At 59.0% G+C, this 16,410-nt stretch carries 21 protein-coding genes and 1 pseudogene; 2 read left to right on the forward strand and 20 right to left on the reverse strand.

The window, feature by feature from the left end; genetic code table 11:
- From CGLAMM_RS01030 to CGLAMM_RS01125, 20 genes and pseudogenes are all read right to left on the reverse strand, one after another.
- A complete protein-coding gene (locus tag CGLAMM_RS01030) occupies positions 1–1,173 on the reverse strand; it encodes a hypothetical protein (RefSeq protein WP_394820091.1) in 1,173 nt (390 codons plus the stop codon).
- Positions 1,173–1,715: a putative phage tail protein gene (locus CGLAMM_RS01035; RefSeq protein WP_394820092.1), complete on the reverse strand. Its 543-nt coding sequence runs from the start codon at positions 1,713–1,715 to the stop codon at positions 1,173–1,175. Before CGLAMM_RS01035 ends, CGLAMM_RS01030 begins: the two co-directional genes overlap by 1 nt.
- Positions 1,712–2,785 carry a baseplate J/gp47 family protein gene (locus CGLAMM_RS01040; protein WP_394820093.1) on the reverse strand — a complete coding sequence of 358 codons (1,074 nt, stop codon included), beginning with the start codon at positions 2,783–2,785 and terminating at the stop codon, positions 1,712–1,714. Before CGLAMM_RS01040 ends, CGLAMM_RS01035 begins: the two co-directional genes overlap by 4 nt.
- Complete coding sequence (locus CGLAMM_RS01045; protein WP_394820094.1) at positions 2,782–3,258, reverse strand: phage GP46 family protein; 477 nt, start codon at positions 3,256–3,258, stop codon at positions 2,782–2,784. Before CGLAMM_RS01045 ends, CGLAMM_RS01040 begins: the two co-directional genes overlap by 4 nt.
- Before the next feature lie 64 nt (positions 3,259–3,322).
- Positions 3,323–3,916 carry a phage baseplate assembly protein V gene (locus CGLAMM_RS01050; RefSeq protein WP_394818673.1) on the reverse strand — a complete coding sequence of 198 codons (594 nt, stop codon included), beginning with the start codon at positions 3,914–3,916 and terminating at the stop codon, positions 3,323–3,325.
- A complete protein-coding gene (locus CGLAMM_RS01055; RefSeq protein ID WP_418115256.1) occupies positions 3,913–5,223 on the reverse strand; it encodes a phage baseplate assembly protein in 1,311 nt (436 codons plus the stop codon). The genes CGLAMM_RS01050 and CGLAMM_RS01055 overlap by 4 nt, the downstream gene beginning before the upstream one ends.
- Positions 5,224–5,275: 52 nt before the next feature.
- Entirely contained in the window at positions 5,276–6,691 is a 1,416-nt protein-coding gene (locus tag CGLAMM_RS01060) for a DNA circularization N-terminal domain-containing protein (protein ID WP_394818675.1), read from the reverse strand.
- Positions 6,688–8,787, reverse strand: a complete 2,100-nt coding sequence (locus CGLAMM_RS01065; protein ID WP_394818676.1) for a phage tail tape measure protein — start codon at positions 8,785–8,787, stop codon at positions 6,688–6,690. Before CGLAMM_RS01065 ends, CGLAMM_RS01060 begins: the two co-directional genes overlap by 4 nt.
- On the reverse strand, positions 8,771–8,914 hold the full coding sequence (locus tag CGLAMM_RS01070; RefSeq protein ID WP_394818677.1) for a hypothetical protein: 144 nt from the start codon (positions 8,912–8,914) through the stop codon (positions 8,771–8,773). Before CGLAMM_RS01070 ends, CGLAMM_RS01065 begins: the two co-directional genes overlap by 17 nt.
- 5 nt (positions 8,915–8,919) lie before the next feature.
- Positions 8,920–9,285 (reverse strand): phage tail assembly protein, encoded by a 366-nt coding sequence (locus CGLAMM_RS01075; RefSeq protein ID WP_394818678.1) that lies wholly within the window; start codon positions 9,283–9,285, stop codon positions 8,920–8,922.
- A gap of 115 nt (positions 9,286–9,400) precedes the next feature.
- Entirely contained in the window at positions 9,401–9,640 is a 240-nt protein-coding gene (locus CGLAMM_RS01080; protein WP_418115257.1) for a phage tail tube protein, read from the reverse strand.
- 1 nt (position 9,641) lies between these two features.
- Complete coding sequence (locus CGLAMM_RS01085; RefSeq protein WP_394818680.1) at positions 9,642–11,135, reverse strand: phage tail sheath subtilisin-like domain-containing protein; 1,494 nt, start codon at positions 11,133–11,135, stop codon at positions 9,642–9,644.
- Positions 11,132–11,338 (reverse strand): hypothetical protein, encoded by a 207-nt coding sequence (locus CGLAMM_RS01090; protein ID WP_394818681.1) that lies wholly within the window; start codon positions 11,336–11,338, stop codon positions 11,132–11,134. Before CGLAMM_RS01090 ends, CGLAMM_RS01085 begins: the two co-directional genes overlap by 4 nt.
- A gap of 4 nt (positions 11,339–11,342) precedes the next feature.
- Positions 11,343–11,954 (reverse strand): hypothetical protein, encoded by a 612-nt coding sequence (locus tag CGLAMM_RS01095; protein WP_394818682.1) that lies wholly within the window; start codon positions 11,952–11,954, stop codon positions 11,343–11,345.
- The gene (locus CGLAMM_RS01100) at positions 11,948–12,370 is read right to left on the reverse strand and encodes a gp436 family protein (protein ID WP_394818683.1); all 423 of its coding nucleotides are present in this window, start codon (positions 12,368–12,370) and stop codon (positions 11,948–11,950) included. Before CGLAMM_RS01100 ends, CGLAMM_RS01095 begins: the two co-directional genes overlap by 7 nt.
- Positions 12,370–12,726 (reverse strand): hypothetical protein, encoded by a 357-nt coding sequence (locus tag CGLAMM_RS01105; RefSeq protein WP_394818684.1) that lies wholly within the window; start codon positions 12,724–12,726, stop codon positions 12,370–12,372. Before CGLAMM_RS01105 ends, CGLAMM_RS01100 begins: the two co-directional genes overlap by 1 nt.
- 1 nt (position 12,727) lies before the next feature.
- Positions 12,728–13,672 (reverse strand): annotated as a pseudogene (locus CGLAMM_RS01110) (Mu-like prophage major head subunit gpT family protein).
- A gap of 12 nt (positions 13,673–13,684) precedes the next feature.
- Positions 13,685–14,101 (reverse strand): hypothetical protein, encoded by a 417-nt coding sequence (locus CGLAMM_RS01115; RefSeq protein WP_394818686.1) that lies wholly within the window; start codon positions 14,099–14,101, stop codon positions 13,685–13,687.
- Positions 14,091–15,086: a phage protease gene (locus tag CGLAMM_RS01120; RefSeq protein WP_394818687.1), complete on the reverse strand. Its 996-nt coding sequence runs from the start codon at positions 15,084–15,086 to the stop codon at positions 14,091–14,093. The genes CGLAMM_RS01115 and CGLAMM_RS01120 overlap by 11 nt, the downstream gene beginning before the upstream one ends.
- 171 nt (positions 15,087–15,257) lie before the next feature.
- Entirely contained in the window at positions 15,258–15,782 is a 525-nt protein-coding gene (locus CGLAMM_RS01125; RefSeq protein WP_394818688.1) for a phage virion morphogenesis protein, read from the reverse strand.
- A gap of 97 nt (positions 15,783–15,879) precedes the next feature.
- On the opposite strand from CGLAMM_RS01125, the gene CGLAMM_RS01130 reads away from it, so the two are divergent.
- Both CGLAMM_RS01130 and CGLAMM_RS01135 read left to right on the forward strand, forming a co-directional pair.
- Entirely contained in the window at positions 15,880–16,044 is a 165-nt protein-coding gene (locus tag CGLAMM_RS01130; RefSeq protein ID WP_394818689.1) for a hypothetical protein, read from the forward strand.
- Between the two features lie 132 nt (positions 16,045–16,176).
- Positions 16,177–16,395: a helix-turn-helix domain-containing protein gene (locus CGLAMM_RS01135; protein WP_394818690.1), complete on the forward strand. Its 219-nt coding sequence runs from the start codon at positions 16,177–16,179 to the stop codon at positions 16,393–16,395.
- Positions 16,396–16,410: the final 15 nt, after the last annotated feature.

The following is a 16,410-nucleotide window of genomic DNA, read 5'->3' on the forward strand; positions in this document are numbered from 1 at the left end:
TCACTGCCCCGTTTTCATAATATAGTGAAGATAAACGCTGGGCTGCTGCGTGCTCACCTGCACCGAATGGGAATGCTTTCCATCGAAACTGAGACCATGGGTATGCGGGAGATTATTGCCGACCGCCTCAGTCCTCATCGGGAATTTATCGTTATCCTGCGCGATGGGGCTCATCGCCTGGCCTTTATGGCCCTCATAATCGACGTTGTGATAACGAAATTCGTGGCTGTGACTCGGCATTTCTTCAATCGTCAATTGATGCCCAAGCGTGTTTCCACCATGCACGTGATTGCCTTGGACATCCGTCGAGGCGGATGTCGTCCAATCCCCCGCGCGCTTGCCGATCGGATTATTGCCTGCACCCACCACGACCTGGTCCCGCAGGTCCGGCGTGCCGTTCGTGCCGTCACAAATCACCCATCCAAGCGGGACAGCATTTTTCTCACCGTACCAGATGATGATCGCACCGCGCGGAAGCGCGTCAAGATAGCATCCCGATGGGTCCAGCACGCGATTGCGCGCGCCGAAATACCACACATGATCGACACCGCCATAATCCGTGAAAACCAGCCGCGCCGCTGTTTTATCCCCGCCGACCTGAACTGCATCGGTGATTTCGAGCGAGAGCGCCATTTTCCCGTATCCCAGCGCCTTAAGGCCGGGAAAATGAACAATGTCGTTTTTCTGCGGTGCTGCGTCCGGCCCTGTACCGCCATAAGGCGTCGAACTTGCCCCGGCCGTGATATCATCCTTGGCGATAAGATATTGGACCGTCCCGCCTGTCAGAGGCAGGTAGGTGTTGGTGTAGGCAATCTCACCGATTTTCCGGCCGTTGACGTAGAGTGAAACACCGGTCGGCCCATTGCCAATGTTGATTTTGTCAGTCGTCTGGCCGTCCACGCCGCCTTGCTCGATGGGCGTGAAGCCGACATCTACGGACGTGGCCGCGGCGTCAACGATTTTTCTGATCGCGTCATAGACCTGCGTCAGCACATCATTAGACGGATCGAGCCCCGCTTTACGGACAAGGTAGACCAGTTCGTTACGCATTTCATTATGGTCAGCCGCTTCCAGGACCGTGCCCTGCACGCCTTTCGTAGGATCCTGATCAATGTACTGCCGACGACCTTCCGCATCCACGATATGGCCGGAAGCTTGGGTGTAATCCACCATCAGGCGTCATCCTCATAGTCAAAAACGAGCGTCGTATCGGCCGGGGCGAGACGACGCATCGGGCATTCCAGCCCGGTGCTGTGATTGGGTAATCGGACGATCCAGGTGAAGCGGAGTGAAGTCGTGCCGCATCGTTGCACGCCGCAGCGGCTCGGCCCGTGCACCGGCAGTTCCGGCTCAACGATCTCAATCGTCACACCGGCCGCCTCCGCGAGGCGCTTGAAAAAAGCACGGCTCACGCCGGAGGACGCGACCCAGCGCTGAAATGCGAGCGACCGGCGTTGGGCGATTGAAAGATCGCCAACATCCCGCCCACACGGGTCCGGCCCGAGAACGGCCTCGTAATCCGATAAGAGCGCTGACGCATCACGCGGAGAAATCTCGGCGCGAAGCCCTTCGATATCCTCCTCCAGCCCCGCCAAAGGCACGGCAAATGCGAGGAGAAAACGTGAGAGGTTGCTGCCCTCCCCGCGCGCCCACTTCCCTGTCGGCAGCAGGTCGGTGACCCACTCGTCGCGGATCTGTTCGGCAGACCGACTCATGACGCGCCCTGCCATTGTATCGCGCCGAGCACGGCAACCTCGGTCGGAGCGAGTTGAATGTCAGCCCGCGGCTCAATGAGATCATTGGCCGTGCCGTTGATCGTGCTGATCACAGCAGCGATCTCCGCTGCATGGATTTTCCCCCCGATCGATTTGGACGGGAAATAGGCTTTCAATTCAGCCGTGATCTGCTGCCGCGCCTGCGTCGTATCTGGATTGAGCGCGATAATGAGGTTTTGAGGCGCGACCGATGCCGCAGCCACGGTCACATTGCCGCGGATCGGCCGTTTCAGATCGATCTCTGCCTGTATCTGCTGAACCTGCGCGGGTGACGGAATTACCGCACCTGGCATTGCAACGATGACACCTACAGTGCCATCACCCATCCATCTGGGAATCACATTGACATAGGCCGCTCCGGCATCCTGCGCCCAACGCGTGTAATCGGATGCTGTCCCGCCGCCGATTGGCGCGCGGATCGCGGTGATAATGCGCGCGCGCCACGCCTCAACCGCTTCCACCTCCGCGCCGCCTGCGATGCCCTCATGATCCGTGACGGCGCTCTTCACCGACGAAACGGGTGAGACGAGTGTCAAAGCGACGCCGCCTGCGAGATTACCGGCCGTTCCCGTCACGGAAGCCTTGACCGGCACGGCGGTCGCACTGTCTGGCGCCAGCGTGGTCGATTTTGTTACAAGCCATTGGACGGCACCGTCTGAAACAAAGGCCATGTTGATCGGCAGTGTCACTGTATCTGACGCTGTCACAAGCACATTGCCTATTGCGGCAGCGGCAGGGCGGCGCGGCGTTGACCACATTTCCGCATGTTCGGGCAGCAGGCCGTTTTCCGTGGCGGTCGTGACCATCATTTCGAGCAGTGAGTCTCGGATGTGGCCGTATACCTCGCTCAATGCCAGAGCCCAGACCGTGCTCAAAACCTGCTCCAGCGTCTGGGGCGCATTGGGGTCGAGCCGCACGGTTGAACCGTCAGACGCCGTGAATTGCTGCGTCAACATGGCGGCGGCAATGCGTTGTGCAAGTGTTGAGGGCGACGGGATCGGCCAGCTCATACGCCGCCCCCCAAATGGTAGGAAAGCGTCACTCGGCCGATCACCGCTCTGACACTTAGGCGGTTGCCGTTCTCAAGCGAGGCGGACACGCTTTTATCGACGCCGTGCCAATCACAGATCGGGTCAAGCGCCTCTTCTGCGTAAGCAGCACCAAGGCGACGGTCGAGCTCATCATATTTGCCGCGCGACAAAAGCCAAAGCCGTGAGCCCAGCCGCGTGCCGTCCAGCAGGACATCACCGACCCAACCCCGCCTGGCGCGCAGCGCATCCACCTGGCTCAGCAAACCATCCAAAGAGTTCGGAAGTTCGTCATCCTCTTGGGCGCGTCGATCACTTTGAAATGCGATCAGCGCCGAAGTTGCGAGGGTTTTATCGACTGCCAGCGTGCCGCGACCCGCACGCGTGGGCGATATGATGAGGTCCAGAAGACCATCCTGATCCGGCCGCATCAAAAGGGTCGAGGTAATATCCATGCGACCATGATGCTCTTACGCAGCACTTATATTCAGGCTGCATGATTTCAACGCGGAGGGGGAATTATTCCTGCGGGGGGCTCGTCGGTTGACCAGGCTGCGCTGAAAGATGCGCGTGGTTTTTCAGGCTGATCCCGGCAGATTTGACATCCTGCTGTGCCGTCAACGTGCCGTCAAGTCTCGCGTCACCCTGCACTTCAACATCCCCATTAACGTGCAGCACACCGTCAATTGACACTTTGCCTTCCGTAACACGCAAAACGGTCTTTCCGGCAATGGCGACGTTTAGCTCTTCCAGCGCATCGACCTGCACCAGGCGACCGTCGCGGAAATGAAGTTTTTGCCCCGCCGCGTCGTAAAGCGCCGTTTCGCCTTCCTTCAATCCGCCCATGCGGGCCGTCATCGGGTTCGCAGGCGGCAGGGCGACCGGGTCCGCGTGATCACCTCCCGCGTGCAGCACCATCGTCACGGCACCATCAATCGGAGCGTGGCTGGTGAAGCCAAAAGGATAATGCACCGGCACCCTGCTTTTTACATGGCCGAGATGCGTGGCGAGCGTGAGCGTCTGGTCCCCTGCCTCATCATCAAGGTCATGGATCACCGCACGCGCAAATAAGCCGCGCAGCCCCATTACTAAACCTGTCAAATCATCGCTCATCGCGCCCGCGCCCTGATCTTGCCGCTTCGGCGCATACCGCGCTGCACGCGATCCTGCGCGCCAGTCAAATCATATGTGTCGAGGGGCACGACGCTGATGCGGGTCCGATATCCGCTCGCATCTGCCACATAGGTGACTGCGCCAATTAGCATGTCCTGGTCGATACCGGCATAGGGGTCACTAACATAGACAATCGTGTTCGGCCGCCAGAGCACGCCATGCACGCCGTAGCCCTGCACAGTGTAGAGGCGGATCGTGCCATGGGCGCGGGTGGTGCGCATGCGCCAGTCGGCTTGATCCTGTAATGTCCAGGGACTGCTCGGCTGACGCGGCGGGCGCGCTTTGCGTTTCTTATGGCGTTTTTGCCCGTGATAGGCTTTAGGCGCAGGACCATAATGCGCGCTGAGGCCCTCCGCCGTTGAATCGAGCTTGACGTCCTGCGCCATCTGAGTCGGTTCCGAGCCGCCTGATTGCGTGGCGGCGAGAAAGACGGCGGGGCGATAGCGATTCAATGACGGGTCAATCGCGTGGCCGTAACGCAGCACGGCACGGCGTTCGATCTCACTCGCACTCAAGGTGGATGATGGTGCGGGATTGCTTTTGCCCGGTTTCATACCCGCATGAAGCGGGGCTTTTGGCGGCCGCAAAACACTTTTGAACGCGCCCTTAACGTAGATGTCAGAGAAATGCCCACGCGCGTCGATCTGCGTTTCCGCCTCGATTATGTTGTCGCCGACGCGCAGCGCACCCGGTGCGCGGGTCGTTCCCGCACGCGTCAATCGCAGTCCTCCGACACCGTCGGACACGACGAGCGCGCCACGCTGACGTGAGAGCTTCTCCACAGCACTTAAAACCCGATCGCTCGGCTCAACCGCAACCAGTGTGAAAGGTGCGCCGGGATCGATATCGGACTTCACCGGTATCCCGAAAGGCTTGGTCAATCGTCCGACAATCGTCGTCAGATCGACCTGGCGGTATTCACCCGGTCCCAGAGGATTGGCGCAGCAATCAACGAGATCACCCGTGACATCACGGCCTGAAATGATGGCCTCAACCTGTCCATCGGCGATACGCAATTGGACAGCATCCACGAAGCCCTTGAGCACCGTCTCATCCCCGATGCGGATTTCCGCGTGATCATGCTCTTTAATCATGGCGAATTCCGGCTTGTCGCCGCCCAGCGCATCAAAGGCGCGTGCCGTATCGAGATAGGAGATGCGGAAGGCCCCTGCGATCTCCGCCAGATCGCGCCCGGCTTCGATGGCCTCTGCACTCTTCAGACGCTTGCCATTGATGAATGCCACCATGCCTGCGCCAGACACATGGATCGTTGATGAGGCTGGAGCTGAAGCCAAAGCGTCAGCCATCTGACGTTACCTCTTGCAGCAGCTTCAATTTGCCCGGCCCCGATAGAGCCGGATGCCGGATATGATTGCGGGAAATCATATCCCGCCATAAATCCTCAACTTTTTCTGGACGGTCCCCACCCACACTGTAAGCGATGAGCCAGCTGCTCATCGCGCGCGGTAAAGTCACGGAAGAGACAGTAGGCAAGCGGCCGAGCCTTTCAGAAATATCGGCCGTGACCGCTGCCCTCAAATCACTGATGGCCTGTGCCACGCCGTTTGTAGGGACGGTCGCCGATGAACGTGCGTTTATGCGGTCGATGTCGGCGGCAATCTCGTCCAGCATTTTAACCAGACGGTCTCGCCAGGTGATCGCATCTTCCTGGCTTTGGTAGATCAGCGCCGCCGCCGCAGCCACGATTTGGGCGGCGAGCATGGCTTCATTGACAAGTGACAGGCCACGCACAGCATTGACATCGGCCGCCGCACTCTCAGCAGTTCGGCTTTTCTCTCGTAAGGCCGACGCGGCTGAAATGAGAAGCGGCGTGACCTGCCGTGCGTCCAGCACATTATTGGTCTCACCCACGACCTCCTCAGCCGAGGCAATCGCCGGGCGGCCACTACCTGAAACCGAGCTGGCGATGGATGCGGGAACATCAACGAGAAGCGTCGCCAGGCGATCCGCAAATTCCGTCTCATTATTATGCGCCGGGATCGCGATCCCTTCATTGAGCGTTGACAAAGCTGGTGCCGCCGCATCACGCACGCTTAAAGGGGCCGTGTTGCCCGCGACCGCATTCCAGACACCCTGCGCGATCTGAACAACATTCGTCGCAGCACTTATCAAAGCCAGCGGCAGAGTAGCCGGAGATAGGATGCGCCGCGCGGCGATCAGCGCCTCATCCATCAACCGGTCCGCTGTCTCCAGGACTGAGGTCAGCGTGTCTTCAACTCGCCCGAAAAGCCCGCGCTTCGTTTTCGGGGCCGGATCGCGCACGAATGTGGCGCTGAACCGTGCCAGGCGAATATTGCCGTCACTGAAAACGATGGTCCCGGTCTGGAGAATCCGGCAGCGCATCGTCCCCAGCCAGGGATGAACCAACGTGGCAGGACCCGCCTTGCGCAACGCGTCACGCATGCGCTTGGCGCGGATCACATAATCATCCCCGATGATCAGTCCCTCAACGCGGATCGGCCCGTCGAGCGCGCCAAAATCCTGCATGCGAAAATCACTGCGCCCCGGGAAGTAGAGCTGAAGGAGGCGGCGGCCCGTCTCTTCCTGGACGTTCGGCATGGCAAATCGCACGCCACGCCAGGCCGCGATCGACAGCAGTTGATTGAACGCGGGTCCGGCAATGCCGCCAAGAATATCGGTCTGGCTGCCCAACGACCCCGCGCCCAACCCCGTCAATCCGTCAAAAGCGCTCATGGGATGGCCACCATGCGCCCACGATCAGGCTTAATAGAGACGCGCTGCGGGCCGGATGTCTGTCTGACCTTCACGCCCGGGTCATGCGTCACGTGGAGCTCGAATTTTCCGCTATGCTGCGCCGATACGCCATTGGCAGCCAGCATCGATTCCTGTAGCCCCGGCTGAGCAAACGCGGCCCCGGCTTTATCCGACCATTGCTTGAACGTGCTGCTCTGAAAAAAGGCTTGAAGTTGCCGGAAGGGCCACATGAGCTTCTCGCCCAGCCAGCTGGCCCAGGCTGAAATCCAATGCCCGAGTGCCTGGAGATAAGGCTTGATTTTATCCCAGTGCTTCCACGCCTCGTAACCCGCGATCACGGCCGTGGTCACGCCCAGGATCGCCCAGCCAATCGGGCCGATCGCAATAAGGAGGCCGGCCAATGCGCGGCCGACGACCGTGAGGATTGAGCGGAGCCCGAATAGCCGGAATAGCCAGCCCGCTGTCACTGCGTTGACCAGGCTTAATCCGGCCCGCAATGGGATCATGATTGCGCCAAGCGCACCTAACCCGGCGGTCACGCCCAGCACCACGCCAACCACGCCCGTTATAGCGGACGCAAAACCGTGACGAGTTTTGTCGAGCCAATCGAAAGCGACGGTAACACCATGTAGCACGCGCGTGGCGACATTGAGGACAGGCACGAAAGCCGCGCCGATGCGCCGCTCCAATTGACCTAACGAATCCTCGAAAGCCTGGACACGGATCAGCGTCGATTGCAGGCCGGTGTCAAAATCCTGGGAAATGATCTCGGGCGAGGCCGCACTGACTTTCTTTTTAATCGCTTCATATTGATCCAGATGCGTGAGGATCGCCTGCACAAAGGCGCGGTCCTGTTCATTATGGAAAAGGTCACCAAGCGCTTTGCGATCCTGCCCGCCACGCGTGATGCGATTGACCTGTTGAAGCACAGCCTCAATCGGGTCCAGCCCTTTTTTACGGGCATTCTCTTCCACCCCGAAGAGATCAACGCCGTAATTTTCAAAGCGCTTCGCCGCAAAAGTCGAGGTGATGGACTGGATAAAGGCGCGCGTGTCCGTCGCCGCCTCGCCCTCCGTGCCTGTCGATTTGCGCACGACGGCAAGGGCCGCCGCCAGATCATTAACCCCGCTACGACCCTTCACACCGAGTTGTCCGGCCGATGCGGCCACTTGCGGGAAAAGCGGCGCGAGTGCTTCAAAGGGCAGGTCAGCCTGTTTGCCTGCGATCGCAATGGAGGCCAACGAGCCACTCAGATTTTTATCGTTAATGCCCAGATTTTCCTGAAGCGCGAAAGTCGTCTTGGCAACGGCTTCCGGCTGGGCATTATAAGCGGTCGCGATACGGGCGACGGTGGGCAAAACCGCGTCCAGCTTTGCGCCTTCATAGCCTTCCCGGTTGAAGAATCCAGCAGCTCCCGCAAGGTCCGTGCTGCGCTGCCCGGTCTGCCGGGCGAGCGCATCAAGGCGCATACCGTATGACGTGATGAAGTCCTGATTGGCTTGGCCGTGAAGATCGAGCCCGATCCCGATATGGGCGAGGTCATTATTATATTCCGCCGCCGCGTGCACCGGGGCGAGCACGCCGAACCCCGCTGCCGCTGCGCCGAAGGCGCTGCCAATACCTGCCTGCACGGCTTCGGAAAAGCCGCGTCCCGCGCCCACCACACCCCCTCCGTAACCGGCCACCCGGGTGCGAAGCCCGCCCATAAGACGTTCCACACGCCCGATTTGCATCGTCGCGACTTCAGCCGCTTCAGTCGAGGCCGTCCCGATCTTCGTGATCTGTGTTGCCGCGACATTGGCGGCCTCTGCCGTCTCTGTCAGCGTGGCAGCAAGCCCCGATGCACCGCGCGCCGCGCTGCGTGTTTCAGTCTCGGTGCGGGTCAGTGTCTCATTAAGACGGTTTGTCGCCGCTGCGGCACGTTCAGCTGGCGCTGTCATGGCTTCAACCGTCTTGCCGTTGAGACGGCTCAAAGCTGTCTCGATACGTTCAAGAACGGCTTGGATACGCTCCAGCGCGCTCGATGATCCGACATTAAAATCGAGCGCAAATTGGGCCTTAAGAGTGTCGCTCATTTAATGCCTCTTCCTGAGCCGCGCGTTGACGTTTAAGGACTTCACCCAAAGCCGTTGACCAGAACGCGAGCAGCTTCACGTCCATATCCAGCAGCGCATCCGGGCTGAAATGAAGCTGCTGCGCCAAAGCTGCTAGAATGACGGGCCAGTCTTCGGGCCATTCCCCAAAAAACGCTCAACCGATCCCGTCAATTTGAGGAAGTCCTCAGCATCGAGCGCATTCATCAACGCCTCCGCTTTCGGACCTGTATAACCCGCAGACGCCGTCAGCATGATTTTGACGCGGTCCCCGGCGCCTGACGCGTTCAGCATCTCGACCATGTCGCGGCCCTTGATGCGTCCCATGGTGATGGATTTGATTTCATCCCCATCAGCCGTGAGACGGACAGGGTAGGCCAGCGTCACAGTTGTCGTGCCGTCACCATTGATGACGACGCCTGGCGCGACACCTCTGACATCTGATACCGACCCACCAATCTCGATATTTTCGACGGTCATTTCAAAATCTCCTGATAAGTTCCTGCATTCCACGTCACGGGGCATTTGCCGCCCTCATCTGTCATGGTGGGTTTGTCCAAAATGAAGGCGTCGGGCATGACCCATGCCTGTCCGGTCAAGGTTTGCACCTGGAGCTCACCGACCTGTCCGTGTCGAAAGCGTCGAGCGACATGCCTTCATTAAGAATGACGGTGGCTTTGACCTCACCGGCCGAAAACGTCTGGTAACGCTGCACGCTGGTGCCGGTCACCTGCGTCTTATTACTCATGCCCGGCAGCTTGATTGAGGATCCCGCGACGCACTCATAATATTTCCCGCGCCACCAGATTTTGAGAATTCCGATACTCTGCGCCATTTTACACCTGTAACTGAAGGGAGTTGGCAATCACCATCAGGCTGCCCATGATCTGCACGGGCAGCCGCGCATTGACGCGATTACGGTCAGTGCGATCCCGCTCGAATGTCGCCTGAGCGGACAGCGTCGCCGTGTTATCGAGCCAACCCATCTGACCCTCATAAATCACGCTTTGCCCGATCCATGAAAGCTTCAGCGTTTTGGGTGTCACGACATTATTTCCGCCACTATTGGCGACAGGTGATCCATCATCAGCAAGCTTGGCGCGCGGATAGGTGCTGGTCACGTAAATATTCCATGCATAGCGCACGCGCGTCGCTGTCTTCGGGACCATGATATCACGCCAGCCCGAGGTGAGATTACCTGACCCATCCCGCTGCTTGGTCGTGACCACCCGCTCAAGCTGCACCGCACCATCCTGCGCGACATTGAAGCTGCTCATCCCCGACTGCAGCAGGATATTACGCATCGCATCCGAATAGCGATCCGCATCATCCGGCGCGCGCCCTGCCAATGACGTCAAAGCCAACGTGTGTAATTGCCGTGCCGGGTCCGCATTCAGCGACGTGGCCGCCACGGCACAAAGGGACGCGGCGGCCTCCCATGGCGCAAAGCGGGCCTTCTGTGCAGGCAGGATTGTGAGATGCTCGGAGTTCAATTGACCGGCCAAAGCCAGGGCTTCGCCATAGGTCGCGCGCATACTTATATATATGTGCGTGTCGAGTTTGATCATCGCATTATAGCGGCGCGCGGCTTCCTCCGTGAGGGCAGCAAGCGTTGATTCCTCAGCGGCAATCCATGCCATATCCGTGTACCATGTCTCCGCCACGACATTGAGCGCAGGCGCGATGTCGGGCATGCCCGTGCCCTGTGCCGTCTGCGTAATGGTCATGAGCACGCCTGTGACGCCGTCGCCATATTGCTGCCCGATACGCACGTCGATGTCGCGCGTCCATGCACCGCGATCAACTGAAGTCAGGACAAGGGATGAAGCCGACTTATCGAGACGCGCCGTTACACCGCATCGCCCGGTGAAATCACCGGCCTGCCAGGCATCAAAAAGTGCCGCGCTGAGATCGGCCGCGCCTGCGCCCTTTTTGATGGAAGCCGCAAACCGCCGTCCGCACACCTCAATTGCAAGTGTGCCCCGCGCCATGGCGGTGCCTGTCGGCTTGATCGACCACTCCGTTGGCGTTGCATCCTGCGTTGTTGCGACGAGGATCATGTCGGCTGCGGTATAAGGTGCATCCGCCGTAAATGTCGCGACCATCTGGGCTGCTGCGGAGCCCGAACCCGCAAGGCGCGAAGCTTCCGACCCCGTGATATTCGGATAGACGCGCAACGCCTCTCCCTGCCCAGCCGCACTCAGCACGCCGATCAGCAGGGCGCGCAGGGGCATGGCCTGGACGTTCGCGCCGCTATTCTGCGTGACGACTTCCGTGTAACTGCCTGGCACGGCGTAGGTGGAGGGAACTTCGGTAAAATCCACACTCATGCGCCCGCTCCCTTTCTTACGGCAATCGCCGTCGTCTCCGGCACGCGCGGCATTTTTCCGGCAGGTTCGGCAGGGGCGATATCGCCATTGGCGAGCAAAGCCGACCAGAAGCGATTACCGGGGTCGATTTCAAAAGGCTCCGGGCCGCATGTCCGGCCTCTCACATCTTTGATGACGCGACCGTTCGAGACGGTGACAAGCATCGTTTTACTCCTTTCGGATTTTCACAGTTTCTTCGGCGGTTTCGGCGGCGACCAACCATGTTTCGCGCAGGCGTAAAAACGCGGGGAGCGCTTCAGACAAAGTGACGTCATCCAACGCCACATCGCGTAATTCAATGGAGAGCCCAGCGAAAGCGGTGCGGTCGTCCAGCCAGTCGAGCCCGGCCGGGGCATCAACTTCACGCACATGCAGCGTGCCAATCGGGTCGATTTGCCGCCCATGTAGCATCGCGACAGCCATGGCCGTCATGCCAAGGATGCCCACACCCCAACGATCGGTGGAACCGAGATAAAGATGCTCGACCGAGTTATGATGGACGAGGAGAAAGACAGGGAAACTCAACGTCCCACGATAAACGGGTCCGGTATCTCGGGAGGGCCTCCAACCAGCCCAACTCAAGGCGATGGCGGGGCAGGCCCCAAGCATCTTGTCCCATACACCCTTCGTCGGCGAAGGCGGCATGACGAAATGCCGAAATGCCTGCTCCGGGAACGCCTCTTTCAGCTTGTCCTGTACGCCGAGAAAAGCCGCCCGCAGCACGTCGCCCTCAAGCAGCGCGTCGGGATACTGGTCGTCAGTATATTGGCGACTCACCATAATCCCGTCCCCTGCATGCTACGTGGGCGCGTTTGGATGCGGGACCAGGTTTCCGAGCGCTCATTAATGAGGCTCGCATCCAGCGTGGCTTTCCCGCTCGCAACGTCGGTCAGCCAGGCCAGCGCATCTTTACGTCCCGCCCTGATCTGCTCTGATGGTTCCCGGTCATTACCCTGGCAAAGGTCATAGCGGGCAATCGCACAAACCGCCCTCGTCACAGCCAGGTGAATTGGATGAAGCGGCAGCTGATAGCGACGCTGGAGATAGGTCTCGACGAGCTCCGACGCTTCTTCAAGCGCCCGATTGATGCGCGCGACATTCATGACGTCGCGGTCATCATTCAATGTTCGCGTGACATCAATCAACTCGCGCTCACCATAGCGGTCGATCATATCCTGGAGGTTGGCGTAGGCCATCAACCGACCTCGACGATCTCGAGTTGAGGCTCGTGCCGTAATGCTGTCAGCGTCGCGGGCGCCAGGGCTCCGGCGGGATAGACACGCACCGCGTCATGCGCGATCCCCGCACGACGGAAGCCGGGATCGCGGCAGATCACCAGCACATCGCCCTGCTGAAGCATAAGGCCGTGCCCGTTCGAGGTGACGCGCACCTGGGTCACATGACGGAGATCCGTTGCCGCTGCCGTTTCCGGCGGAGCTGCATTCAAATGCGCATCCTTGAGCATTTGATCACCGTCGTCAGTTTCAGGCGGCGCGTCGAGCAGATGGTCAAGCTTGTCCATTTGATCGGCACGCCCAATTTTCTTCGCCATATCAGCCCCCTACTTTTTGGCTGAGGCGCGGTGCGACCAGGAGTTTCGCTGCCCCCTTCCACGTGTTGGAGGACGGAATGAAAGTGCCGTCGGGCGCTCTTTCAGGGTTGAACTCCCCGTTGATCAGCCGCCGCGCAGCGCCTTCAAGGTTGTTGGGCACAACCATAAGGTCAGGCCGGATGCCATAGGGCGATCCGTCGCGGCGGCGTTGAGACGCCATGGCCGCCAATGCGTCCTCGAAACTCGTGCCATTAAGCGGCCGCGTCGAGCGATAGGCAAACTGATACATGCCCAGCCCGGCCGCGCACCGGCCGTCAACGCCCCAGATGAAATGATTGCCGTAAAAGACATTGCCGTCCGTCAGCTGCGTTTTGGGTGTGACCTTGAAAGGTCGACGCGGCTGGAAAATGAGCGGCTTCAGTGGCTGCGTGGTGCAGAAGAGATACCAGGCTGGCCCCTCCCCCTCATCTGATTTCGGCTTGCCGATATTTGAATATGGGACAGAGCTGCCATCCTCGGCGCTCGTCTGATGATCAGTATCAAAAAAATACTGCCCATCCATCCCCTTCGTGGAAGTGCCGGTTTCAAGCGCCTCGTAAACCAGCTTGTCAGGCAGGTCAGCCGCATTCTGCGCCAATTGCTGAACGGCAGGCATGAGGAGCCAAATTGCTCATCCTCTAAATCTTCTCGGGAGATTGAGATTGTTTCCTCAAACGTTTTGTTACGGATACGAAACGCATCCGCTTTCAAACGATGGATGACTCGGTCGCCAACCCATTCCCAGACCCGGCAATTCGGCCAGGCGCGGATAGAAATTCTCGCCCGATGTCGAAGGGACAGTAAGCGAAAACTGCGTATAAGTCGGCTCAACCGTCTTGAGCTGTTGAGCAAACGCCATGCTGAGCTTCGTCGACAAGGCGTTGATGTTGCCGATATTGATTTCCATGATCTTTCTACCTCAGCCCACGGTCACAAAAGGCGTGCCGTCAATTTCGATCCCGGCCAGACTACCGACGCGCAGCCGCTTCCCGTCACTGCCGGTCTCAGTGAGGGTGACAGTCTCATCGTCGATCGCGTAAACCGGCTTGCCGACATCCGTCCAACTCGGCTTGGTATCGAAAGGCAGTGCAAAACATGCCTTCATGCAATCGACGTAGCCGGGATCGCGGTCGGATTGCTGATGACGCGCGATCCCGGCGACCGCCACGATCACGGATGCGCTATCCTTGGCACCGGCCGGGACGATGTGCCCGTCCTGACAGACAGCGCAGATCGCATGCCGGTAAACGATATGGCCGGGCGCGACCGTAAAGCCGAATTGCGGGGAAAGCGCGCCATGCTTCTCGTCAATGACGCGGTCATTTTTAAGCGCCATGGCTCTGGCCCCCTTTCTCAGTCTGAAGGCCAAGGGCGGCGTCCATTTTAGTGAAGAGCGCATTGCTCTCGCCCGTCACGGCTGGACGTGCCGCATGCAGGCCGGTGACGTCACGCGGAACATCGGGCAGCGCACCGACGAGTTTCTCAGCAAGCTCGGGTCGCTGCATGTGAACGGAGATGAACTCCTCAATCATCTCTTTCGGGATGACCTTCTCGCGTCCCATGCGCTCCACGAACTGCTGCGCGGCTGCTTTTTTATTGGCGGTTTCCAAAGCAGCGATCTGCGACTTGAGTGTCGCAATCTGCTGCGTGGCTGTTTCCTGCCCGGAAACACGCGCCCGTAGAGCGTGCAGAACGACATTTTCCTCAGCGTCATCGGCGACGCCCGCAAGAGTGGCCAATTTTTTGAGGCTTTGCTGGGCCGCGTGAGCAGACGTCAATGCGGAACGCACAGCGTCCTCATTGGCATCGCCATCCAGGCTCAACAGGCTTCGAATTTCGTCGAGGTCCATCCTCGGCTCCTGTGCTTGAGAGTGATGAAGGTGACTAAGGGGAAGGTTGGGCATATTGGTGAGGCTGGCGCGGGCAATCGTCAGCACATGACCGGCCTTGTCTGTCTGAATGACGGGCGACACGCCGCGATAAGCGCGCTCATCGAGCAGTGCCTTGCCCCGCGCATTCCAGCTCGCATGACCCCAGACGCCGTCACTGCGCGCTTCAAGCTGATCAATCCATCCAATTGCTGGTGCAGGACGGCCTTGCGGGGCTGCGAGGTCGGTCGCATGATTCTCGTCAATGACGAGTTTGCCCTGGGCACGCGCCAGGGAAGCTTTGATCAGAGCAGTCGCATCCGTGACGCGATACGGCCCCCGACCATCCCGGCCGCTGAACACGCCGCCGGGAAGCAAATGAATCCATTCGATCCGTTCACTCGGCTCATCTGGCAATTGCGTGGCACAACAAATGAGGTCATCATGTTTCATGCCTCCTTTATGCCGGGTTCCCCCCGCCGCAATCAGGCTGCATGTTTTCGACTCTCATATTTGCCCGTAGACGCAAAAAAAGGTGTCGGGGGCTACATTCCCCCAAAGACACCTTAAAAACGCATGTAGACCCGTTTTATTTCGTTTTAGAGCTGTATTAGAATTGAGTGTTCACTGACCGCCGCGCATTGCGCGGCTGAGATAGTCGTGAAGCTCATCCATCAGCACCTCTTTATCCGCATCCGTGAAGCCAAGATAAGGCCGCGCCGGAATGGTGACCTTCTTCATCTTATAAAGCTTCCCACCCATCTTAAAGGTGAGTGCCTTGGCGCTCTTCGGCCGGATGGTGCCACCGAGCTGATGGATGCGTGCATAAATCTTATTCGACCCCCAGACCAGGCGATGACGATGTATCTGTGATGTCAGACTGCCAATCAGCCCGGATGACACATTCCCGCGCCCGATCAGAATGGACGGGCCACGTTTCGTTTTGGCGTATTCAGGATGAAGTGGCGCGTAACTGGCCCACCGCTTTCCCGCCGGGTCCAGTCCTGCCCGCATACGCTCTTTCGTTGACTCGATAATCTCAAGACCCAGCGCTCCGAGAACGCCTCGTGCATTCTGCTTCAGCGCGCCGATCGCACGCAGCGCGTCCTGCATGGGCTGAGTGGTGCCGGAAATGTGGATGCCTGTCATAATTCCCATCCTCATAAATTGACAAGAAACCGATCATGTCGTAAATTTACGACATCAGGCACGGCATAGGCCGACCTTGAAAATCGGAAAGACTGATATGATAAATAAAGACAAGATCGAACAAAATGCGCGTATTCGTAACCTCATCGCGGACACGGCTTTGAAACAGGCGCAAGCCCGAACTGAAGCGCTGAAGGTTCTGGTCACGATCATCGCCGCAGGTGGTGCCGTCATCACAACGATTTACAATTTTTTCAAATGAGGGCGTCGGGCGCAAGCCCGATGAGTTTAGGAGGGGTATCATGGACGCTTTTCTTCGTAGTCGCACAGCCTATATCTCCGCCTTCATATTTGGCGGACTGGTCGCATTGTCATTTCTGATCCGGTTTGCGGGATGATCACCCGGGATCATCTTCAGGAGACTGGCGAGGCGCTATTCGGGCCTCGCTGGCAGTCTGAACTTGCCAGCGCGCTGGGCGTCAATGTGCGCACCGTTCAACGTTGGATATCCGGAAAAAACCCCCTACCCGACTGGCTCGCGAAAGATCTGGCTGAACTTGTTACGGAGCATCGCGACCGGTTGGATGAGATCGCCGGGCGGATTGCCACCTAACAATTGACTGACGAG

The sequence above is a fragment of the Sorlinia euscelidii genome (assembly GCF_036452135.1).
In the GTDB taxonomy this organism is placed as follows: Bacteria; Pseudomonadota; Alphaproteobacteria; order Acetobacterales; family Acetobacteraceae; genus Sorlinia; species Sorlinia euscelidii.